Genomic DNA, 24,153 nt, shown 5'->3' with positions numbered 1-24,153 from the left:
GAAAAGACAAGACATTTTTTCATGATATTTATTTAGTATGAACCCTATAATCACAATTTATCATTCGACAAAAATATTGGTAATTCGACAAAAGTGGTTGACCTTTTATCCATTAACATATAGTATTTTTACATATTTCAAAAAAATGAGGTTACAGCATGAAAGATGTATTATTCAGGAAAAAAAATCTCGGGGATTTACTTAAAAACAAGGGGGAAATCCAGCTGCCACAAACGTTAGGAGCATTTGACTTAATGCTGCTTGGAGTAGGAGCCATTGTCGGAACAGGTATTTTCATCCTTCCAGGGACAGTAGCTGCAGAGCACGCTGGACCAGGTATTGTATTTTCCTTTATTATAGCTGCAATTGTCTGTGCATTCGCAGCGATGTGTTATTCAGAGTTTTCTTCGTCTGTACCAGTAACGGGCAGTGCATATACGTATGTTTACATTATATTTGGAGAAGTAGTCGCTTGGTTAGTTGGATGGGCTTTATTGTTAGAATACGGTTTAGCGGTTGCAGCGGTTGCAACTGGATGGTCTGCTTATTTAAGTGCTTTGTTAGAAGGCTTTAATATCACCCTTCCAAAGGCTATCTCTGGTTCTTTTAATCCAGCAGAGGGTACTTATGTAAATATACCTGCTATCGCCATCATATTTGCCACTGCATTTTTATTAACGCTCGGAATAAAGGAATCTACAAAGGTTAATATGATCATGGTATTTATAAAAATAGGTGTTATTCTCTTATTTATTGGAGTAGGTATTTTTTATGTAGAGCCTGCTAATTGGCAACCAATAATGCCCTTCGGAATAAATGGCGTTATCAGTGGGGCAGCACTTGTTTTCTTCGCTTATCTTGGCTTCGATGCAGTATCGTCAGCTGCCGAAGAGGTAAAGAACCCACAACGTAATATGCCAATAGGAATTATTGGATCATTAGTTATTTGTACAATTCTTTATGGAGCTGTTTCCCTCGTCTTGACTGGGATGGTTTCCTATACAAAGTTAAATGTTAGTGATCCCGTTAGCTTCGTGATGCAAATGGTTCATCAAGATTGGGTGGCAGGTATTATTTCACTCGGTGCTGTTGTAGGGATGATGACAGTAATCCTCGTTATGTCCTACGGCGGAACTAGACTTCTTTACGCGTTTGGACGTGACGGGTTGCTGCCGAAAAGCATGAATGAGCTTAGTAAAAGATATAAAACACCCGTAAAAAATACATGGGTATTTGCAGCACTTGTCGCATTTTGCGCCGGTTTCGTTCCGTTATCCAAGCTAGCAGAACTGGTTAACATGGGAACATTACTAGCTTTTACAGTCGTTTCTCTCGGAGTTATTTACCTGCGAAAAAATAAGAATATACCCTCCATTGGTTTTAAAGTACCGTTCTTTCCACTCATACCGATTTGTTCATTCTTGTTATGTTTATTTTTAATGACTCAGCTCTCCGTCTTTACCTGGATTGCTTGCGGTGTTTGGTTCCTTTTGGGACTGCTTTTCTATTTTGCTTATGGTAAAAAACATAGTGTGATGAATAAAGAATAAATTCAAAAGTGAGCTTACGTTAGGACAATGTAAGCTCATTTTTTTATGCTAATTCATTTTTAATTAAATTGTTTACTAACTGCATTCTTTAACCATTTCGCTGTTAATGTCTCTTCATGTAACATCTCTGTAGGTGTCCCTTCAAATATAACTTGTCCCCCTTGCTTTCCTCCTCCAGGACCCAATTCAATTACCCAGTCACTCGCTGCTATAAAGTTTAGATTGTGTTCGATTATGATGACAGAATTACCTCTAGTTACAAGATTTTTAAAGACGTCTAATAGTTTTTCATTATCTTCTGTGTGCAGTCCTAAGGATGGCTCATCTAAGAGATAAATTTGTCCTTCTTTCTGTAAATGACTTGCAAGTTTTAGACGTTGAACCTCTCCTCCGCTTAACGAACTGGTCGTCTGCCCTAAGGTCAGATAGCCTAATCCAACGTCTTTAAGCGTATGTACTCTTTTTACGATCTTTGGTATTGTAAAATAATTCAACGCTTCGTCTATTGTTAAATCTAAAATCTCCTCTATATTTTTTCCTTGAAATCGATAGGAAAGGGCTTCTTCTGAATATCTCGTACCACCACATGTCTCACAAGGGATTGTTACTGGGTCTGCAAAGGCAACGTCTGGCGTTATGACCCCTTTTCCTTTGCAGATCGGACATGCTCCTTGGGAGTTGAAGCTAAATAAACCCGCTGGTTGCCCCGTTTCTTTCGCAAATATTGAGCGAATATCATCCATGATTCCCATATAAGTAGCTAGGGTTGAACGGGTTGAGATTCCGATGCTACCCTGTCCCACCTTGATGGTTTCTGCATACTTTTCCGCGAACGCTTCCAACATTATAGAGCTTTTACCTGATCCAGATACTCCACATATAGTGACTAAAACATTTTTAGGAATATGTACGGTTATATTTTTTAAGTTATTGTTACTCGCCTGATTAATCGTAAAATAGCTTTTTATCGCCTTTGGACTTTTATTTATGTTTAGCTTATGGTTTAGAGCTGTTGCTGTTGGTGAGTTTTTGAGCCCTTCTAATGCTCCTTGATAGACTACTTCACCACCGTTAACACCTGCTCCTGGTCCCATTTCTATGATTTCGTCTGCTTCTTTTATTACTGATAAATTGTGTTCGATAACGATTACAGTATTATGGTGGGCCTTTATCCTTTTTAACATCTGTATTAACAAATCCACTTCTTCTGGATGGAGTCCTGCACTTGGCTCGTCAAAAATATAGGTAATATTGTTTAGACTGCTCCCTAAATGACGAGCAATTTTTACCCTTTGGGCTTCGCCACTGGAAAGGGTCCCCATTCTTCTTGATAGACTCAAATATCCAAGGCCCATATCGACTAGTTGTTTGACATGAGGGATTGCTTGTTGTGCGATCGATATTCCCATTGGTTCTTTAATATTCGTTAGTTCCACAAGTAATTCTGGAAGCTCTAATTGATCATATTCTGCAATATTCAAGCCATTTATTCTACATTCTAATACCTTTGGATTTAGACCTGAACCTTGACAGGTTGGGCATAAGACTCGAGTTGATACGGCAAAGACATCATCCTGGGACACTTCTTTTAGCTTTGTGATATCCCTATTAATATAGAGACGCGTAAATCTCGGCAATAATCCATCCCATTCATGATCCTGCGGTCCATTTTTTGTATGAAACGGTGCATATACTTTTTCACCTTTCGGCGGACCATATAACAGCAGTTGGAGATTTTCTTCTGTGTAGTCTTTGATCGGTTTATCAGGATCGAATAAACCACCTGTCAACATCCATCTGCCTTGCCATCCTGAAGGCGATAATGGCTTAAATTTCACTGCATACTCTCGAAGTGACTTATCGAAATCAATGATCTTATTTAGATCTGGTGTAACAACCTCCCCATATCCGCCACATTCCGGGCATCTCCCAAAAGAACTTTGACTCGAAAAATCCGTGGCAGAACCTATCGATGGCTTTCCTATTCTAGAGAATAATAGTCTAATTAATGGATGGATATCCATATAGGTGCCTACTGTTGAACGGGAACTTCCCCCTATTTGTCGTTGTTCTACTACTATAACTGGGCTTAAGTTTTGCATAAGATCGGCGTGGGGTCTTTCATACCTTGGCATTTGATTTCTGACATAGAGAGGATAATTCAACGTCATTTGCCTCCTACTTTCTCTTGCTAACGTATCAAATACAACGGAGCTCTTACCTGAACCTGAAAGACCAGTAAATACGATGATTTTTTCTTTTGGTATGTTTAAATCTATATTTTTTAAATTATGTTCTTTAAGGCCTCTTAAAATAATTTCATCTTTTACTTCTGACATGTTGTCCTCCTTTCTTGTACTCAGCTTCTATTCGTTTGCTACCATTGTAGCCAACTTGGAAAGAGGGATTCCCCAACACCGCTTTATTTTCTAAGTCTTATAAAAAAAAGAGCTTTTCAGCCCTTTTTAACATCATTTTATCAAAGTCCTTATACGCGAAGCACCTTAAATTGTCCCCCTCCAAATAGGGCAGGGACGTAATCAAGTTTTGTGTTCTCAAAATAGACTTTGTCTCTTTCATTTACTAAAAATTGAATTCCATCCTGTTCAGTGATTTCATCACCATCTAAAGCCGACTCTTCCAGAGTCAGACGAAGCTGTGGCCCCCCTCAGCCAATTCCCATCTTTAATCGGATAAAGGGCTTTTTACCTTCCTCAATAATATCCTTCACTTCATTTGTAATCGCTGAGATAGCGGCATGTGTAATTTGAAGCATACATACACCTCCTTATTCTTATAATGATAGACTTTGCAATCCGAACGTGATTAAACATAACAAAGCAAATTCTTTTTACTTTACCAACTCCATTACTTTTTCCGGATCAAATCCTACTACCCATTGGCCATTTATTTCTGTTTGGGGAACTCCCATCTGGCCTGTTGTTTTAACTAAACGATTGGCGGCATTTCGATCTTGTTGGACGTTTACTTCTTTAAAAGGAATTCCATTCTCCTTTAAGAAGTTTTTCATCATCACACAGTAAGGACAAGTATTAGTTGTATAGACAGTAATTTGGTTCATGGAGAATTCTCCTTTTCTTATCAAAAATTAGGTAAATACTTTATATATGAGGTAAATGGCTCCTCCCAGGAGCCAGACTAATGTTCCTGGTCATATTGGAATCGGCCTTTTTACCGATTTTCCTTCCTCAGAAACGTTAGGCCGACTAATTCCTCAGGAACCAGTTGTGGCGCAATCCCTTTTTTGATTGGATTTATCAAGCATATTAAAGCCTCCCTACATTGAGTAAATATCCTATTTTATATCTTGCACACATTATATACCCTATTGGGTATATTTACAATCCTAAAGATTTGTCCTTTCCCTCAGCACGGTGCGTTAAAGTATGGTGAGGGTCAGACCTTTAATAGGTAAAGCATTTCTTTTGCCTATTTGTCTTAAGTCCAATACAATTATCTTGAAGTCAAAATAAATTAAAGGATGGATGAATAGTATGACAAAAGTTGGCATTATTCTTGGTAGTCTTCGTAAAAATTCGTTTTCAAAACAAGTTGCTGATAATGTAGCACCTTTATTTCCAGAAGGATATGTAACAGAGTTTGTAGAAATTGGCCACCTTCCTTTTTTTAATCAAGATTTTGAAGGAGACTTAGAAACTCCTGCGGAATTTACAGCATTCCGAAATACCATTAAAGAACTAGACGCGGTATTATTTGTAACGCCTGAATATAACCGTTCAATCCCAGCTGTTTTAAAAAATGCTCTTGATGTAGCATCTCGCCCATATGGAGAAAGTGTTTGGAATGGCAAACCTGCAGCGATCATTAGCCAATCTCCAGGTGCTCTTGCTGGGTTCGGTGCAAACCATCACTTACGACAAGTACTTACATTCTTAAATATGCCAGTTGTTCAACAACCAGAAGCATATATTGGGTCTGTACATGAATTATTAGATGAAAGTGGTAAGCTTAATGAAGGAACTACCGAATTCCTACAAGGTTTCGTTAATGAATTCGTTGAATTAATCAAGAAATATCAATAAGAAATAAAAAGTTGGAGTTTTTGTGCAGAACATACCTGCCAAAACTCCAACTTTTTTTATGCAACTTATAGATGAATTGGTGTGTGTGACCTCTGACACTCAAGAACCCCTTTTAAAGTATTGATGCTGAAACATGCACATTCTTATTGCATTATGATATTCACCATCAACAAAAAACTCATCAATTAACTCTCCTTCAAACTGAAAACCAAGTTGTTCATAAATATGAATCGCTTTTTCGTTGGTTTTATCAACGATTAAATATAATTTATACATATTTAATACAGAAAACGCATAGTCCATTGCGAGATATGTCGCAGACTTCGCGTATCCATTTCCTTGGTGGTTCGGATCAATAATAATTTGGAATTCCACCCTGCGGTGAATATAATCAATCTCAACAAGTTCAACAAGTCCCACCATTTCAGTGCCTTTTTCTACAATAAATCTTCTTTCACCCTGATCGTGAATATGCTTATCATACAAATCCTGCAATTCTACAAATGACTCATATGGCTCTTCAAACCAATAGGACATAATGTTTGCATTAATATTTAATTTATGGACAAATCCTAGGTCCACTCTTTCTAAAGGCCTTAATTTTACATCGCTCATTCCTATTTATCCTCCGAATCCTGCATTCACTCTATGGGTTGTTTCCTTTTAGATATAATTTAATATATTTTATAAAACCCAAAAATATTCATACAATAATGATAGTAGAATAACAGAAGATAAACAAGTTAAAGCCTTTCCTGCTCCTCCTTTCGGTAACACTCTAGTAAAGTGAGGAGCAGGCCCTTTTATTAAGGCTTAGGATTAATCCCTACCCAAGATATGCCTATCATCAAAAATGTAAAAATTAAAATAAACAAACTAAGTCCAATCCCCCAAAATGCATATAACCTAGATCTTTTGGATGTAAATAGCCCTAGCAGCCCTAGGAGTAGCCCTACAAGCGGAAGGTTAATGAGGAACATTTGCGGAAAATCATCGACATCAATCAATAACGTAATATTTACCCCCGCAAGCGCAATTAGAGCCGTCAGGAAGGAAAGGAATCCCGAAATGGTAGGCAGTCTTCTTTGTTTTTCATTTTGTTTATTGTTCATTTCCAGTTCCATAGCTTTACTTCCCCCACCTTCATGAATCGGATCATCTGATTATCCTTGAGTTTTCTAAGTTCCGGAATTGGTCCGGTGACAACTGCTCCATAGACTTGGACCCCGTTTTTCTCGATGTATGGGATTCTTTCTTTTAAAACTAGTGATCTTGCACGCGATATTTTTTCTGCTATTTTTTCTTCCTTTGCGAGGAATTTTAAAATATCTAAAAATTCCTCTTCGTTTGACTTCACTCTTCCATTAAAGGGTGACCATGTAGTGGTATCGACTTGTAGTGGATACCCTATTGGTGCAACCGAATATCCCGCTTCATATAAATTCTTATCCTCAAATCCGGTATCAACCGCTACCCATCTTACCTCAACATTTTCTCCAAGCTGTTTTTCAACCTCTTCTGGTTTCATTAATTGGTACAAAGATAAATAAACCTCTCCTACCGTACCATCCGGAAGATGTTCGAGAATTTCCCAATCAGAAGAAACTGTTTTACCATATGAGCCCCTTGGATGATATAGCATGTCAGTCTCCATATCTCCTATATTTGGAAGTGGTCTCTCTAGTTTCATATCCCGCTCAGGGAAGTTTGGCTTATCCAGTGCAAAACTAACCGAGTACTCACCCGCTTGATAATCCTCTTTCCCAATTCGCTTAAATACATCAAAATAAAGATCCATCGTAAAAAACCCGATATCTTCTTCTACTTCCATCTCTTCTAAACTCATATTCGGTTCAGTTATATATATAGTTTTTGTTGCGATATCAATTAAATGGTTTGCTTTTCCACCGATTGCGTAATACAAATAGCTGCTTAATGTAAGTACAGGCACAATCAATAGTAAAACAGCCAAGCTAATCATAATATTTGTCTGTAATGCATGATATTTGCCGGCTTTAATCAGTCTTTGTTGTTTTGTTTCAGGCACCTTATGATTTTTCTCATAGTCTTGCATTGATTCATTTAGAAAAGACTGATAGAGTTCCTTATCGTTCTGGTTTTGCTCTTTATCCATCGTGTTTCCTCCTTTCCTTGACCCTTTCAACCACCTTTTTTCTACCCCTTGATAAATGGCTCTTCAGCGTATTTACATTTATTTGAAGAATGTCAGCCGCTTCTTTCAAACTCAACTGGTGCAAGTCACAAAGAATCAGTGCATGCATTTCCGTTTCCTTCAAAGCATGGATATCGTTCATAAGTGCGGTAAACCCTTCTTTTTCTAATAGATAATTTTCCGGTGTTTTCATAGTCACTCGATTATTATGTATTTCATCAGTAATCACCAGTCGATTATGTTTTCGAGTAAAATCAATAAACGCACGATAAGCTACCTTAAACAACCATGGTTTAATATTCAGAATGTCATCTTCCACCAACTGAAGATATGCCCGGTAAAATGTTTCCTGGACTAAATCCTCCGCCGTATGGTGATTTTTTGAAAGGGAAAATAAGTATCGATATAGATCATTTACATATTCTTCAAATACCTCATCTAAATCCACCGCTTTCCCCCCTTCAATCTACCCACGAAACAGTTGTATAAAAAGTTGCAAAATCAAAGAATTTTTTTCTATATTAAGTATAAATGAAAATTTAGTAAAGCGGCTGAAAGCCCATTTTAGACAGAGAAAGGCCTGCCTCCACAGTACTTTAATACTTTTAGTCTGTGGGGGTCAGGCCCTTTCATTTTTTCTAACATTATTGTATGTCTTGACTCTCAAATTCATCAAGCAATGCACGAACCTCATCAGTTGACTCTGTATTCATCAATTGATTTCTCAATTCACTTGCTCCTCGAAACCCTTTGACATATATTTTAAAGAATCGATGAAGAGGTTTAAATGAACGTGGCTCTATTTTCGAATATTGATCATGGAGGTCAAGCTGCAGTCTTAAGAGATCAAGATATTCTTTACTGCTATGTTCTCTCGGCTCTTTTTCAAAAGCAAATGGGTTTTTAAAAATACCACGGCCAATCATGATCCCATCAACTCCATATTGGTTAGCAAGCTCCAAGCCAGTTTGACGGTCAGGAATATCCCCATTGATTGTCAAAAGTGTATCTGGTGCAACTTGATCACGAAGCTTCTTGATCTCCGGAATCATCTCCCAATGCGCATCTACTTTACTCATTTCCTTTCTTGTACGCAGATGAATGGAAAGATTCGCAATGTCTTGTTTCAATATATGGGTCAGCCAGTCACGCCATTCTTCTATATCCGTATAACCAAGCCTAGTCTTTACACTTACAGGCAATCCTCCTGCTTTTGCAGCTTGGATTAACTCAGCTGCAACTTCTGGGCGGAGAATGAGACCGGCTCCCTTCCCTTTCGATGCCACATTAGGTACAGGACAGCCCATATTAATATCGATCCCGCGAAACCCAAGCTCCGCCATTCCAATACTCATTTGCCGAAAGTTTTCAGGCTTATCCCCCCATATATGTGCCACAATAGGTTGTTCGTCTTCTGTAAAAGTCAATCTCCCACGCACACTTTGGTTCCCATCTGGGTGACAATAACTTTCCGAATTTGTAAACTCTGTAAAAAATACATCAGGTCTCCCTGCTGCACTCACCACATGGCGAAAAACAACATCTGTCACATCTTCCATCGGTGCAAGCACAAAAAATGGACGTGGGAGTTCGCGCCAAAAATTATCTATCGTCATACTTAAATTCAAATCCTCTCATTGAAACACTAGTTCTAAATCTTGTAAAAAGAAAAGCTTCTTACTTCTTTTACACTTATACCACGTTTGAACACTTTTTATCAAATGAATCATAACTGTTTATTTTCACCAATTCGGGTTGTTAAATATTATTGATAGTCATTAAGTGACCTATACTGGTCTAAATAAAAAAGGGCCTGCCTCTTACACAAACGTATCAAGAGACAAGCACCTGATCTATTTTGAATTATTTACTTAAATATTCATTTTATCTTGTTATTTATAATTCTCTATTGCAACTTCAAAACGAACAAAAGAACTGTAGACTGGTAAACATCTACAGTTCTTCTTATCTTATCTACTCTTAACTATTCCTTCCTCCGCATTATGGTCTGTAGCTAAAGGGGGAGTTATGACAAGGATGCCTCTCATATCCTTGCAATACCAAAAGTACGATTACTTTTTATAAATAAGGATAGACTTTCGTTTTGAAGTCAGCATAGTTCTCGATATGAAAGTCTGCCTCAATATCCGGATTTTCAAAGGCAACCGTTTTGATTCCTAATTCTCTAGCTGGAATTAGATCGAGTTCGCGATCACCGATTACTAAATCTACCGGATAATCCTTCATCACATGTTGGTATGAGGCTGCATGTGGTTTTCGGGTAAAGCCCTCTTCCTCGACGGATACAACCACCTTAAAATAGTGTAACAGCTTGAATTTTTCCAGAAGGAACAGTGTAGACTCCTTGTCACGGTGCGTTACAATAAAATTGTCATCGGCCATTTGTAAAACCTCTTCTAAGTGTTCAAACGGCTGGCTGTCAAAGGAATACTGATTGTAGAGTTTTGTGTATTCTTTCCGCTGGCTTTCGTCAATTCCATAATGTTGAAAGGCTACTTTCGAGTTGACCTTGAGCCACTTCAGTACTTCCTTCGGATCCAAATCCCTGCCACTCAGATGGATAAAACCCTTAACTAGTGCTGGGTAGGTGTTAAACAATGTTCCGTCAAAATCCCAAAGAATATTAATGTGAATCCCTCTCTCTTTTACATAATACATACCATTATAAAAATGATAGTCCTGAAAAGAAAGCTTAAATAGGAGATTGTTCAAAGAAAACTGCCCTCAAATACAAGGACAGTTTTCTTATTGCTATTCTATAAAATTAATAGGCTAATAATAAATCAGGTTCGTGAACCAATTTTTTAAATTCATTTACAGCCTTTTGTGCTGTAGCTCCATCAATTAAGCGGTGATCGTAGCTTAGGGACAGGGCCATCACTGGTCTAATCTCAATTGCATCATCAATGACAACGACCTTTTTCTCAATACGACCAAATCCTAGAATACACGATTGAGGTGCATTAATAATAGGAGTAAACCATGCTCCTCGTTCAGAACCTATATTTGAAATTGTGCAAGTACCGCCAGACATTTCATCTGCTTTAATCGAACCTTCCCTGGCTTTATTAGAAAGTTCCTGAATCTCTTTCGCAATATCAAAAAGTGATTTTTGATCCGCATTTTTTATAACAGGAACCACTAATCCACGTTCAGTATCAACTGCAATTCCCATATTATATTGTTTGTGAAGAATAATTCTATCGTTTGGTTCATCCAGTGAAGCATTTAACATTGGATACTTTTTAAGAACCTTTGTTAAGGCTTTAACGATATAAGCTAGGTATGTGAGTTTGACGTCTTCCTCACTGAAATACGCCTTCATCTTTTGTCTATGGTCTACTAAACGAGACACCTCAGCTTCGTCAAAATGTGTAACATGTGGAATTGTTGTTTTGGCATGAACCATTGCATTCGCGATGACTTTGCGAATACCTGAAAATGGAATAATTTCATCCACTGTTGATGGAGATGTTAATACTTCTGCATTTGCTTGAAGTGCGCGATCCACATCTGCTTTCGTCACTCTTCCATTTGGAGTCAACGCTTCAATTTCTTCTAAATTAATATTATGTTCTCGTGCATATTTACGGACAGATGGTGCAGCAATCACTGTTCGTACTTTCTTCTCCACTTGTTCAACAGGCTGGCTAACTACTTTTTCAATCGCAGGTTCTTTTGCAACTGGTTGATTCAATGCGTCCGCTGCTTCCCGAATATCGTCTAAACTAAGTTTTCCATCTGAACTAGTTGGTGTCACCTTTTGCCAGTCCACGCCAAGTTCTTTAGCAAGTCTTTTTACTCGCGGTGTTGCTCTGACTTCAATCGCTACTTCTGCTTCTTGAGGCTTCTCCAATACTTCTACAGTTGCAGCTGTTTCTATTTGTGCTTCATTTTCACTTGTGGAGTTTGTATCAAGGACAACGAGGACTTCATCCACTTTAACGGTATCTCCTCTTTGTTTTTTAATTTCCTTAATATAGCCTGACTCAGGTGCCTCTATTTCTGATACAGCTTTGGCTGTTTGAACTTCTACTAATGTCTCCCCTTTTTCGATATAGTCACCTTCTGAAACTTGCCAGAAGGTGATTAAGCTTTCATCATTTTCTTCAGATTGACGAGGTAGTTTTACTTCGATAGCCATGATGTGAGCCTCCTTTACTACAGTTTTTATTCATTAACTAGTTTCCGTGCCGCCTTATAGATTTTTTCTGCATTTGGTAATACATATTGTTCTAGCGGACGACTGTATGGAATTGGAACATCAGGGATTGCCATTCTTTTCACTGGCGCATCCAAGTCATATAAGCCATGTTCAGCAGCTAAAGCAGCAATTTCCGCAGTTAATCCATATGATAAATAATCCTCATCAACAACCATTAAACGATGTGTCTTCTTAATCGAGTTCAAAATGGTCTCTTTATCAAGTGGAACAAGTGAGCGAATATCAATGACCTCTGCAATAATTCCGTCTTCTTCTAATTTTTTCGCGGCTTCAAGTGCTTGTACAGTTGTCATTTGGATCCCTACAATCGTTACATCTGTACCTTCACGAACAACTTTTGCTTTATCAAGCGGAACGGTATAAGCTTCTTCCGGAACATGTCCTAAGGAAGCATCGATTTGATCCATCCAGCCCAACCCTTGAAGTGTTTTGTGGAACATGAAAACAACCGGGTTATCATCACGAATCGCTGATATCATCATCCCTTTTAAATCATAAGGTGTCGTTGGGGCTACCACTTTCATTCCTGGCATATGAGCAAATGTTGCATATAATGTTTGGGAGTGCTGCGCTGCATCATTGTACCCACCGCCAACACCTGTCATCAGAACCATTGGAAGTTTCACATTCCCACCAGACATGTAAGGGATTTTTGCCATTTGGTTGTAAATTTGGTCCATACAAACACCAAAGAAGTCAACAAACATTAATTCTACGATTGGGCGCATTCCTTGTGATGCTGCTCCTACTGCCGCCCCGATAAATGCCGTTTCAGATATAGGAGTGTCCATTATTCTTTCCGGGCCGAATTTATCATACAAACCTTCAGTTGAGCCAAAGATCCCGCCATATTTGCCGACATCTTCACCCAAAACAAAAATTTCTTGATCTTTTTCCATTTCCAAACGAATCGCCTCAGAAAGCGCTTTATTTCCGGTTAATAAACGTTTTTTTGTTTGTAACATCATAGTCACCTCTCCTGTTATTTTTCTTTAAATATATAAATCTTCTAACGCTGCTTCTGGTTGAGGATATTCACTTTCTCTAGCAAATGCATAGGCTTCATCTACGACCTCTTTTGCATTTTTTTCAAGTGCAGCTACATCCTCTTCAGATATGTTATATTCAGAAACGAGTAGGTTACGTAATTTTACAATTGGGTCTTTTGCTTTTAGTTCTGGTACTTCTTTTTTCTCACGATACAATTCTGGGTCACCTTGGAAGTGTCCGAGGAAACGGTATGTTTCGATTTCAATAATGGAAGGACCTTCACCATTACGAGCACGTTCGACAGCGTCTTTTGATGCTTCATACATCGCGATCGGGTCATTGTCTTTTACATAATAGCCTTTTGCACCATATGCTGACGCCCGCAGATCATTTGACGCAATGGCTGTTGAATCTTCTTTTGATACAGAAATACCATAATTATTATTTTCAACTACAACGATTAATGGAAGATTCCAAAGTGCAGCTAGATTCAAAGATTCATGGAATGCGCCTTGGTTTGCTGCGCCCTCCCCTATGAATGCAACGGCTACATCATTTGTTTTTCTCTTTTTCGAAACTAAGGCCGCACCGAGCGCATGAGGGATATTAGCTCCTACAATACCTCCGCAGGAAAAATTGACTTCTGGATCAAAGATGTGCATATGACCACCTTTTCCTTTGCTTAAACCTGTCACTTTACCAAACATTTCTGCAGTCATTTTTTTCAAGTGAACACCTTTTGCAATGGCATGGTGATGTGGACGGTGTGGAGATGAAACTGTATCTTCTTTTCTTAAATGTGCACATATACCCACCGCTGCCGGTTCTTGACCATTGGATAAGTGCATTTCACCAGGTACAGGACCTAGTCCAATATTAAAGACAGGATTTTTTCCTTCAGCATAAGCGTCCATCATACTTTCTTCATAATAACGAATCTTGTACATTGTTTCGTACATCCATTTAAGTTGATCAATAGAAATAGTCAATTTAATTTCCTCCTTTGCTTTCTCTTATGAATTGTTACATCTATTAATAATGCAAGAAGCGTGCCAACTTTTTTAAATCTATAAAAATAATTTTCTAAGTCGCATTTAATAAGGGTTTTCTCTACTTCATAGAAAAATTGAATTCTACATAAAAAAAGAGAACTGTCCCATTTTGAGACACTTCTCTAAAATGTAAGCGCTACACTTCGCTACAAAACGCTACACCAATTACTGGATATTATACTTTTTCATTTGTCGATACAATGTACTTCTTGCAATCCCTAAATATTTAGCTGTATGCAGGATGTTCCCTTTATGTTTTTTCAACGCATGGATAATTGCTTGCTTTTTTAATTCATTACGATCTAAAACGATTGTTTCCTCTTGTTTCTGCAGATTGATATTTTCAAAGATTTCATTCGGTAAATCTTGTGATGTTAATACATCCTTTAAACTTTTGTTCATTGTTCTCTCTAAAATATTTTGTAACTCCCGGATGTTACCAGGCCAGTTATACTTCATTAACGCATGAATAAATCCCGGTTCAATAACATGCATAGGTCGGTTAAGATTTTTACTAAACTGACGGATGAAAAACTCAACTAAAATCGGGATATCAGCTAATCTGTTTCGAAGTGGCGGCAGTTCGATAGGCATCACATTTAAACGGAAAAATAAATCTTCTCTAAAACTGCCTTTTTCCACTTCTTTGCGAAGATTACGATTGGTTGCGGCTATAATTCTCACATCTACAGGAATAACCTTGTGTCCGCCAATTCGTACTACTTCCTTATCCTGAAGAACACGCAGTAAAAGCACTTGCATCTCCAAGGACATTTCTCCAATTTCATCTAAAAATAGAGTTCCTCCATCTGCCAGTTCAAATTTCCCTTGTCTTCCCCCTTTTTTCGTTCCTATAAAGGCACCTTCCTCATACCCAAAAAGCTCACTTCCTAATAAATCACGTGGGATTCCACCACAGTTAATCGAGATAAACGGCTTGTTTCTTCGGTCACTTGCATTATGAATTGCTTGTGCAATCATATCCTTACCTGTCCCACTTTCCCCTAGAATCAGTACAGTAGAACTTGTTTTGGCCGCCAGTTTCGCTTCTTGCACTTTATTTAGAAATGTACGAGATTCTCCAATAATTTCACTAAACGAAACTTTCGCTCGATGGTCTGTTAAATGGTTCACTAGGTGACGAACCTTTTTCATTTCTTTTAGCGTAATCATCGAACCCAGCCACATATTATCTTGGTAAATCGGCATTTTACTTACCATACAATGGATACTTGGTTGCAATTCATGACGTTTTATATATATTTCTTTGTCCAAAAAACGCTCTTTATCAGTTGTTGTTATGATTTGATTAGCGAAAATAGAACTTAGCTTTTTATTTTCCAGTTGGTTTCTGTTAATCGCAAATAATCGTGTAAATTGTTCATTTGAAATAATTATTTTTCCTTGTGTGTCTGTAATGACAATCGCGTCATCGATATTATTTGTAGCTGCTTCGAGAAATTTCTGCATCATTAAAATGTTTTGCATGTTTTCGTGTAATTTTAATTGATATTCAATGGCTTTAACAGCTGAAACAACCATTCCTAATGTATGGGAATTGACCTTTTCCCTCGGTCCAGACATATTCAAAGCCCCGATAATCTTTCCAGTACTATCGTGAATCGGGGCTGCCGAACATGTCCAGGATTGACAAATTTTCACAAAATGCTCCTCTGCAACGATTTGAAGTGGTGAATCAATCACGATTGACGTACCAATGGCATTGGTTCCCATTTCTTCCTCGCTCCAATCCGCTCCTTCAACGAAACCCATCATGCTTGCATGTTGCAGTATTTCCTTATCACCCATTACTTTTAATAATTGCCCATGTTCATTACAAAGAATGACCATAAACCCGGAGCCCGCTACAATTGAATAAAGACCTTCCGTCAATGGTGTAGCAATACTAACAAGTTCCTTATATTTTTCATGGTCCAATGATTTAATAGTTCCATATGTACGAAATGGGTCAATCCCCATCTTTTTTGAACGAAGCCATGAAAGCTTAACAATTGGATTGATGGTTGGTGCTAAGTCATCTTCATAAATGAACTGTTCCCAATTTTCCTTATAATTCTTTAAACTTTTCATGCTACCCTCCAAAAGAAATAATTATACAAACTTACGCGGATGATTACGGTTTCAATATACACTTCTATTGTATCATCTTAATCTGTTAAAATCGTGAAAAAAGAACGAACCTTACAGGCCCGCTCTATTACAAAAAAGAGCCTTTTTTGAATGCAGGCTCTTACTTGTATTTTATTCATCTTTCTCTGTTCTTGCAGCCTCCACCAACCGCTTCTATATGTGTGGAGTATATGGTGACACGTTAGAAAATTAAGTAGTTGGAACCCTAATTTACCCACCGATTCTTAGTTTGCCAGTTATTCTTTTCAATGTCCCCAGAATACTCATTGCTGCTAAATAGCTTGTTTTTGGATTAGCCGGAAGTGGCTGATTCGTAATAGAAAATGTTGCTTCCCCAAAATCTCCTGTTATCTCCACTTGATGTATGTTCTTTTCAATATGTGGATCAGCTACTAGGCGTACAATCGTCTTGTCTATACCTATCCCAGCCAGTGAGAGAACAATCGAGACATTCATGTTTTTTGGAAATTGCTTAATTGCATCAACTGCTTTTCCCTCAAATACAACCTTCGCTTCTGCGATTTCTTCCTCAATTAACGAACTGGCAGGCTTGCGAGTCGTCAATGAAACGCTTGTAACCGTGCCAAGGGCATTTGCATTTTGCACTAAATCCAAACCGCCAATCGCGCCAGACGGCAAATGAACGGCATGCTTATACTCATTAACAAGATGGCTTATTTCTGTCAGCAGTGCTTCATCTGATAGTGCACCAACACTGATTAACACTACCTCTTTTTTCTTAATAACAGATGGCACCAAGGTTTTCACTGCATGTATGTTCGCTGCCTCCACAACCATATCGATGTCTGAATCGAGAAATGCACTAAGATCAGTAAACAATTTCACACCAAAGTTGGACTCTAACAATCGATATTTGTCCTTATTCCGTACCAAAATACTTTTAATTCGGAGGTTTTCATCATGATTTTGGTTGATTTCTTTCAATAAAAAAGTCGCGACGGCTCCCGCACCAATTACACCGATATTCATTGTTGGCCTCCCTTAAATTCGTAGTAAGCACCCGGAATTTTACTATCATTCTATCATACCCAGGACATGGTCTTATTTTCTAATGGCATAACCTGTGGTAGCGTACCGCTATTGTACGATGGGAATTAGACCATTAAACAAAACAGTACAATATTTGGGATACCCAGTACTCCAAGAACCCATTTAAACAAATAATAAATGATTGGATAGAACACAATCATTTTAACAACTAGCCATAATTGCTTTGATTTTCTTTTCAAAAATGGCATATTCATTGTTTCCACGTTTAATTTGGGTGCTGGACCAAAGCTAATTCGAACGAGTCTATTAAAGAATATATCTGATTTAGTAGTAGGATTAAGGATATGCATCGAGGTTTTCGTTAAGTACTCGTCATCTGTTGTCCCAACTATTAGGTAAACAAACCCGAACACTAGCCGTATACACATAATAAATATAAGTAACTCAGTTAATACCATAATAACTCCTATTAACATATGATTTTATTAAAAGCAAAAAACTCTGAAGTATGACTTCGGAGTTTTCAGTTGCCAGCAATAATGTTTCATACATGTTTGCTATTTCATTTCCGCCAGTTTCGTGAGAATTTCTTCACACATTTCATGGGTTTCCAGTGCATCCCAAGCTGAAATTTCAGGTTCTGCATTTGTGCTGATGGCATGAACGAAATCTGTAACCATTTGCTCAAACCCTCTTTTAACCAAGGTTGGCTCCCAATCACTGCTTCGAACCTCACTATTTTCCATATCTTTCGAAATGACTAAGGTGGTTACATTTGTGACCGTCCGCTTCTCCAAAGGACCCATAACCTGCGCAACTTCCTCAGTGGCTCCATTATCCCTATTCATAATGCCGATTGCTGTGCCGCTTTGAGAAATAAATTGAAGTACAACGTGGTATAAGGTTCCATTTTCCATGCGTCCGTTCACGACTAAATCTTCAATCGGGTGTGGAAATAAATACCTCATCGTATCCACTACATGGATAAAATCATCAAAAATAAACGTTCTCGGCTCACCAGGAAGATTTTTGCGGTTTTTCTGGACTACTACCATATTTGGCTTCGCCACTTCCTTCAACTTTACATACGAAGGGGCATACCTGCGATTAAAACCCACCATCAGAATAAGACCTTTGTCTTCCGCCAGTTCAACAAGCCGTTGAGCACCTTCATAATTGTCCGTAATTGGTTTGTCCACAAACACATGAATCCCGTGATGGAGAAGCATTTGTACAATTTCTTCATGAGAGGAAGTCGACGAATGGACGAATGCTCCTGTAATACCACTATCAACCAGAGACTTGATGTCGGAGTGAATATGTTCAAACCGATACTGGCTTGCAATCGTTCGCAATTTGTCTTGGTTTCTTGTGTAAAAATGAAACTCAATCTCCTTTAATCCGCTATAAACGGGAAGATACGCTTTTTGTGCAATGTCTCCAAGTCCAATAACCCCAATTTTAATCACTTTACATCCCCCACTTTACTAATCAATCTCAGCGACTATTGAAAATTTTCTTATGTCTTAAGTATAAATGAAATGGAATAGCTGTTGCTACCTTTATAACCAAATAATAGAAAGGCCTGCCCACAGTACTGGTTCGTTTTAATCTGTTAGGGGCAGGCAATTAATTCAGAAATATATAACATCGGAAATTGACATGAAAAATCCCGGTTTCCTCTCGTGGAAAAACCGGGACCTTATTAATCTGGACATGAAATCGGAAATGTTTAATTTTTTTTAATCGAGTTTTTAGTTTACCTTAATAGGTATTCAAGTTGTAAATTATGGAGGGAATATATTAAACACCGCAATTAGTAATAAAACTTCTCACATTTATCAAAGGAATCGTGTCAACCCATTAATAGAAAAATCGGCCACGGCGAAAACGAAAACCAGGACCACGACGGAAACGAAAGCGAGGACCAAAAACAGGACCTCGACGGAAACGGAAACGAGGACCACCACCGAAACCACCTACGAAGAATGGCATAATAAAATTCCTCCTTTATTGAATGATATTATAGGTTATGCCACAAGGGTGCTCGGGGATAGGGACAAATATGGAGAAAGCTAAAAATCAAACAATTAATTCGTATAGAGTGAAGACCCAGAGTAGCAAAAGGGATCGTTCACTTTTAAAAAAGCTTCTTTAATTTTTAGTGCACCGACCAGAAGTTTGCTAAATTTTGTCGAAGATTAATAGATTGAACTAGTATTTTAGTTGTTTGTATATATCTACAAGAAGAATTTTTTATAACCAACAAACAATTCTCCACCATACTTGTCAAGTGTGGATTGAATGAATGAAATTAGTTCCGTTTTATCATTTGTATGCATGTATGCTCTTGTATGTTTAACCAGTTTATCGCACAAATCTTTATCATGTAATCTAAGGCTTCTAACCATCCACTTTCCTTCACCAACCCACTTACCATCTGCCCTTAAAATCAGTTCAGTTAACGTATCTATTACCTTATTTAAAATAAACAGGCTTTCTCCAAAGTCTTCTGAACTTCTAAAGTCTGACAAAAAATCAGTAATTCCATACCTCGCCTCAATTATCTTCTCCTCATCCCAAGGTTGTGGACCCTGTTCATAAAGCAGTCTTGCCTCTCTTTGGATTTCCTTTCCATTCCCTTGTTTATCTTCTATAAGCAGACCTTCGGCACACATTTTAATGATGGTGGGCATCCCGCTATATTTAGCTGTTTGAAATTCAAACTCTAGAGATAAAGCCGTATAAATAAATGCTTCTATTTTCCACCCAAGAAAGTGATAACATTCAAGCCTGGGCGTTTCTGTTTCATCCATTATAATTAAGTCAATATCAGATTCCTTTGTTAAATTACCAGAGACAGCACTTCCACCTATCAAGACTATATCTGATTCAGGAAAGTGGGAAACGATAAACTGTTGGGCTATTCGCTTGATCGAGTCTCTCATATAAAACACCTCCCACACCATGATATTCACCTAAGTGATTAGTGTTCTATATCGTACGGAGCTATCTTTAAAATAATGCCCGACCATTTTTGTTATGGGATTTTTTTCGGATCCTTCCGTATGCTTTGTAAGCATATACCAGAATCAACAGGATTAAGCTTCACTTGGAATGAAAATTTAGTGATGGTTTAAAAACCAACCTTCTCCAAATACAACCCCTCAGCATCCGCCATACGACCTGTTTGAATTCTTTCTTTAGATTCAAGAATACTTGGTATTGTAGCCGCATCTTTTTCTCCTAATCCAACTTCAATTAACGTACCTACAATTTTTCTCACCATATTGTAAAGGAAGCCATTGCCTCGCACTTTAATTTCGATAAAGCCCGCATTTTCATTTACCTCCAGTGAGTATATTTCACGTACCATGGACTTTTTCTTCGACTTTGCATTGGAATAGGAAGTAAAGTCATGTTTCCCTATAAAATATTGAGATGCTTTTCTCATTTTTTCGATATCAAGCTTTTCCTCTACATGCATACTGTACTTTCGCATGAAGGGATGTGGATATTGCTCGTTCCAAATCTTATACAAATAGGTTTTGTCTTTAGCATTATAGCGTGCATGAAAACGCTCATGAACTAACGTAACATCCACAACGCTAATGTCATTGGGAAGATATCTGTTTAAATAATGCATAACTTCATCTTCCGTTGCATGTTTACGCATCTTAAAATTAGCGATTTGAGCAAGAGCATGTACACCTGCATCCGTTCTTCCAGATCCAATGATTTCAATCTTTTCTCCTGCCAGCTCTGTTAACACATTTTCAATTTTCCCTTGAATCGTATTGTCACTATTACCAAGTCGCTGCCAACCCTTGTAACGGCCACCATCATACTGAATGGTTAATTTATAATTGTTCATTGCTTTCTCCTTGTTCATTACTTTATCACTTTGAAGTCTATCGTCCCGTTTGAAGGATATGTTCTTCATATAATCAATGTGTCTATAATTTAATAGTTACATTCTATTAAGATATACGTATCTCTCTATTATTATTTCTTATTATGCCTTTAGTTAAACTTTGTTGTTGATTTCCGCTTCAGGCGGACGCTTTCCGTGGGGATGGCCTCAGCCTCCTCAACAAGCAAGCTTGTCTGCGGGGTCTTCACCTCATGATATTCCCACTGGAGTCGCCGCCTTCCGCTACAATCATAAAGCTCCAATTCCAACATTGAATTTAACACAGTCCTTATTTTATATTCACTTCATAATGATCTTCTTTAAGTCTTACTACTTCAAGTTCCTTTATCTTCTCATTCAATTTCGATGCTAAACTTTCAATTCCGAAGAATTCTGTAAAAGTATGACTCCCAATGATCAGATTTATCCCTTTGAACTGCGCATATTGAATCGTATACAAATTGCATTCACCTGTAATGTATACATCACACTTATTTTCAACTGCTTCCTTCAGGCAAGCTGTTGGCGCTCCGTTACCACAGACTAAGCCCACTCGCTTCACTTTTTTGTCGTTAAACTGCCAAAACCTAACTGGTTCTTCAAGCAGATTCTCAATATTTTTTACGAATTCATTTAATTCAATTTCTTGATCATATTCTGCAATTCTACCAAAATATAACCCTTCCCATTCGTGGGTTCTTTTAACAACTTCAAGTTTCAATTCTTTTAATAAACTATCATTTGTTCCAAAGTCACAGTCATCCAGTGGCAAGTGGTTATAGTAGTGACTTATACCATACTCTGCTAGTTTCTCTATGCATGCCTCTCTTAATCCAAATATTTCATCCCATGCATCGTGGTGCGTCACCATCATATCGACTCCATGAATTCTTGCTTCCTCTATCGTTTCAAGTGTTAGGTTAACACAGTATCCTACCTTTTTAACTTTTTTACCTGCCTGGTATGTAATCCCTGATTCACTAGAATAGATTTCTTTATTTGTTATATTAAAAAGATCATTAATTTGTTCAACAATATATGAAACATCCATGTACTTGCCTCCTCAAATATTTTTGCCGAAAGGCTTCTATTCTGGATCTAATTTCTCGATTCTAATTTAAATTTCTCTAAACACTTACCCCTTACCATATTACCACACCCATATATTTCCTATATTTATTCTATCTGCAAACCTATATCTATGATAACTATAAACCTTTACGTAGTGTTCCTCGTAAAGGCTGTTTTCGCAAACTTTGTTGTTTTCGACAAATTTGAATTCCGCTGCATTTTGCAAATTCTCCCCTGATTAGCATCGCACGAAGAAAATGAGAATTCATTTTCGAGGAGGTGGACGCTTTCCGTGGGCGTGGCTTGAGCCTCCTCGTCGCTAATCGCTCCTGCGGGGTCTCAAGTCTCACGCTTTTCCCGCTGGACTTTGAATAGCTTCCTTGAAAAAACCCACGCACGAAGAAAATGCGAATGCATTTTCGAGGAGTCGCCACCTTCCGCTTCAATCAATAGTTTTATTTTCTCCAATAGCAACAAACTTTTAGAAAAGAGCCTTCATAAAAGATAGACCATAAAAAAATCCCCCCAAACTTTTAAGTCCGAGGGAATACAAATTTAAATCAAAACTATAACTATAAGTTTTCAAAGATCAAGGGACTTATATTATTCGTGTACCATACAGGGATTAGTTTGTATGGTACACAAATATAAAGTGAGTCTTAAGCTCCTGCTTATTTATAAACAGGATGTTTCTAGGTCAGAAGTCAGTTCTGAACCATATAATGTGTAGTTTCATTTTCTAATTCACGATGTAATACTTCTCCTATACGCTTTATACCTTCAGTGATTTTTTCAATAGTCATATTTGAGTAATTTAGCCGTAATGTATTTTTTTGTGTACCATTTGGAAAAAATGGCACACCAGGAACACAGGCAACATTGTTTTTTAAGCACTCAGTAAATATTCTCGATGAATCAACGGCCTCAGGAAGCTCTACCCAAATAAACAATCCACCTTCTGGTTTACTGTAAGACAAATTTTTTGGAAAAAAATCTTCAATACAAGATAACATAGCTGTGCACCTTTCTTTATAAACAGCTTTGATTTTATCAATGTGCTCTTCGATATTGTAAAGTTCCAGGTACTTTGCTGTAATTCTTTGAGCAAAGCTATCAGTATGTAGGTCCGCTATTTGCTTAAAAGCAACATATTTATCAATGAATGATTTGTCTGCACAAACCCATCCAAGGCGAAGACCAGGAGTAAAAATCTTTGAGAAAGTGCTTAAATAAATCACTCTACCATCTGTGTCAAAATGTTTAACTGGCGGAAGTTCTTTTCCGGCGAATCTTATAGCTCCATAGGGATTATCTTCTACAACCAACACATTATATTGATTAGCAAGCTCAATCATTCTTTTTCGTCTTTCGAGTTTTAATGTGCGACCAGTAGGGTTTTGGAAATCCGGGATTGTATAAATAAATTTGGTGTTAGGATGTTCTTGCAGCTTTTTCTCAAGCTCCTCCATCACCATTCCATCATCATCCATGGCTACTTCAATAAATCTTGCATTATATGATTTGAACACATTAATTGCTGCAAGATAGGTTGGGCTTTCACAAAGAATAGTATCGCCCTCATTGATAAATAATCTTCCAGTAAGATCGATAGCTTGCTGGGATCCTGATGTGATAAGTACATTTTCAATAGTAGAGCTAATGCCTACAACTTCCATTCTTTGACAAATAGTTTCTCTTAAAGGAATATATCCTTCAGTTGTACTATATTGAAAGGAAGCCGCACCATCTTCATTCATTACAGCATTGCATGCATCCTTAAGAGCTTCTACAGGAAACAACTCTGGGGCTGGCAAGCCTCCCGCAAAGGAAATAATTTCTGGTCTTTCTGTTATTTTTAGTATTTCTCTTGTCTCAGAAGATTTTACTAAACGAGCTCTTTCAGCAAATTTATTTTCCATCAGTAAACATCCC

The 24,153-nt window shown here is 37.8% G+C and carries 22 protein-coding genes; 2 read left to right on the top strand and 20 right to left on the bottom strand.

Going from position 1 to position 24,153, the window contains the following annotated elements:
• Positions 1-158 precede the first annotated feature (158 nt).
• Complete coding sequence (locus V7138_RS01020) at positions 159-1,550, top strand: APC family permease (RefSeq protein WP_335393413.1); 1,392 nt, start codon at positions 159-161, stop codon at positions 1,548-1,550.
• Positions 1,551-1,609: 59 nt separating this feature from the next.
• Here V7138_RS01020 and V7138_RS01015 read toward each other — a convergent pair whose 3' ends face one another.
• Positions 1,610-3,889 (bottom strand): ATP-binding cassette domain-containing protein, encoded by a 2,280-nt coding sequence (locus V7138_RS01015; protein WP_335393411.1) that lies wholly within the window; start codon positions 3,887-3,889, stop codon positions 1,610-1,612.
• Positions 3,890-4,401: 512 nt separating this feature from the next.
• Positions 4,402-4,632 carry a glutaredoxin family protein gene (locus V7138_RS01010; protein WP_335393410.1) on the bottom strand — a complete coding sequence of 77 codons (231 nt, stop codon included), beginning with the start codon at positions 4,630-4,632 and terminating at the stop codon, positions 4,402-4,404.
• A 433-nt stretch (positions 4,633-5,065) separates the two neighbouring features.
• Between V7138_RS01010 and V7138_RS01005 the strand changes: the two genes are divergently transcribed.
• On the top strand, positions 5,066-5,614 hold the full coding sequence (locus V7138_RS01005; RefSeq protein WP_335393408.1) for an NADPH-dependent FMN reductase: 549 nt from the start codon (positions 5,066-5,068) through the stop codon (positions 5,612-5,614).
• Positions 5,615-5,713: 99 nt separating this feature from the next.
• Here the strand turns inward: V7138_RS01005 and speG are convergent, their stop codons facing one another.
• From speG to V7138_RS00915, 18 genes are all read right to left on the bottom strand, one after another.
• Entirely contained in the window at positions 5,714-6,229 is a 516-nt protein-coding gene (gene speG / locus V7138_RS01000; RefSeq protein WP_335393407.1) for a spermidine N1-acetyltransferase, read from the bottom strand.
• A 191-nt stretch (positions 6,230-6,420) separates the two neighbouring features.
• Positions 6,421-6,738, bottom strand: a complete 318-nt coding sequence (locus V7138_RS00995; RefSeq protein ID WP_335393405.1) for a hypothetical protein — start codon at positions 6,736-6,738, stop codon at positions 6,421-6,423.
• On the bottom strand, positions 6,723-7,748 hold the full coding sequence (locus V7138_RS00990; protein WP_335393403.1) for an anti-sigma factor: 1,026 nt from the start codon (positions 7,746-7,748) through the stop codon (positions 6,723-6,725). The genes V7138_RS00995 and V7138_RS00990 overlap by 16 nt, the downstream gene beginning before the upstream one ends.
• Complete coding sequence (locus V7138_RS00985) at positions 7,741-8,235, bottom strand: sigma-70 family RNA polymerase sigma factor (RefSeq protein ID WP_335393401.1); 495 nt, start codon at positions 8,233-8,235, stop codon at positions 7,741-7,743. Before V7138_RS00985 ends, V7138_RS00990 begins: the two co-directional genes overlap by 8 nt.
• 196 nt (positions 8,236-8,431) lie before the next feature.
• On the bottom strand, positions 8,432-9,403 hold the full coding sequence (locus V7138_RS00980; RefSeq protein ID WP_335393400.1) for a tRNA dihydrouridine synthase: 972 nt from the start codon (positions 9,401-9,403) through the stop codon (positions 8,432-8,434).
• 463 nt (positions 9,404-9,866) lie between these two features.
• Positions 9,867-10,520, bottom strand: coding sequence for an HAD-IA family hydrolase (locus tag V7138_RS00975; protein WP_335393399.1), 654 nt, complete (start codon positions 10,518-10,520; stop codon positions 9,867-9,869).
• Positions 10,521-10,572: 52 nt separating this feature from the next.
• Positions 10,573-11,952, bottom strand: coding sequence for a 2-oxo acid dehydrogenase subunit E2 (locus tag V7138_RS00970; RefSeq protein ID WP_335393397.1), 1,380 nt, complete (start codon positions 11,950-11,952; stop codon positions 10,573-10,575).
• 26 nt (positions 11,953-11,978) lie between these two features.
• Positions 11,979-12,998, bottom strand: coding sequence for an alpha-ketoacid dehydrogenase subunit beta (locus V7138_RS00965; RefSeq protein ID WP_335393445.1), 1,020 nt, complete (start codon positions 12,996-12,998; stop codon positions 11,979-11,981).
• Between the two features lie 27 nt (positions 12,999-13,025).
• Positions 13,026-14,012, bottom strand: a complete 987-nt coding sequence (locus V7138_RS00960; RefSeq protein WP_335393395.1) for a thiamine pyrophosphate-dependent dehydrogenase E1 component subunit alpha — start codon at positions 14,010-14,012, stop codon at positions 13,026-13,028.
• 228 nt (positions 14,013-14,240) lie between these two features.
• Complete coding sequence (locus V7138_RS00955; RefSeq protein ID WP_335393393.1) at positions 14,241-16,166, bottom strand: sigma-54-dependent Fis family transcriptional regulator; 1,926 nt, start codon at positions 16,164-16,166, stop codon at positions 14,241-14,243.
• 270 nt (positions 16,167-16,436) lie between these two features.
• Positions 16,437-17,216, bottom strand: coding sequence for an aspartate dehydrogenase (nadX, locus tag V7138_RS00950; protein ID WP_335393391.1), 780 nt, complete (start codon positions 17,214-17,216; stop codon positions 16,437-16,439).
• Positions 17,217-17,341: 125 nt separating this feature from the next.
• On the bottom strand, positions 17,342-17,695 hold the full coding sequence (locus V7138_RS00945) for a hypothetical protein (RefSeq protein ID WP_335393389.1): 354 nt from the start codon (positions 17,693-17,695) through the stop codon (positions 17,342-17,344).
• Positions 17,696-17,794: 99 nt separating this feature from the next.
• Positions 17,795-18,706, bottom strand: coding sequence for a Gfo/Idh/MocA family protein (locus V7138_RS00940; protein WP_335393387.1), 912 nt, complete (start codon positions 18,704-18,706; stop codon positions 17,795-17,797).
• A gap of 394 nt (positions 18,707-19,100) precedes the next feature.
• Positions 19,101-19,232: a hypothetical protein gene (locus V7138_RS00935; protein ID WP_335393385.1), complete on the bottom strand. Its 132-nt coding sequence runs from the start codon at positions 19,230-19,232 to the stop codon at positions 19,101-19,103.
• 245 nt (positions 19,233-19,477) lie between these two features.
• Positions 19,478-20,185, bottom strand: a complete 708-nt coding sequence (locus V7138_RS00930) for a nucleotidyltransferase domain-containing protein (RefSeq protein ID WP_335393383.1) — start codon at positions 20,183-20,185, stop codon at positions 19,478-19,480.
• 188 nt (positions 20,186-20,373) lie between these two features.
• A complete protein-coding gene (truA, locus tag V7138_RS00925; RefSeq protein WP_335393381.1) occupies positions 20,374-21,111 on the bottom strand; it encodes a tRNA pseudouridine(38-40) synthase TruA in 738 nt (245 codons plus the stop codon).
• A 328-nt stretch (positions 21,112-21,439) separates the two neighbouring features.
• Entirely contained in the window at positions 21,440-22,201 is a 762-nt protein-coding gene (locus V7138_RS00920) for a Nif3-like dinuclear metal center hexameric protein (protein WP_335393379.1), read from the bottom strand.
• Between the two features lie 724 nt (positions 22,202-22,925).
• Positions 22,926-24,140, bottom strand: coding sequence for a PLP-dependent aminotransferase family protein (locus V7138_RS00915; RefSeq protein WP_335393377.1), 1,215 nt, complete (start codon positions 24,138-24,140; stop codon positions 22,926-22,928).
• Positions 24,141-24,153 lie beyond the last annotated feature (13 nt).

The organism is Bacillus sp. JJ1533 (genome assembly GCF_036965045.1).
Classification (GTDB): domain Bacteria; phylum Bacillota; class Bacilli; order Bacillales; family Bacillaceae_L; genus Ferdinandcohnia.
Note: the sequence above shows the minus strand (reverse complement) of the source record. Positions and strands in the feature narration are given on the sequence as shown.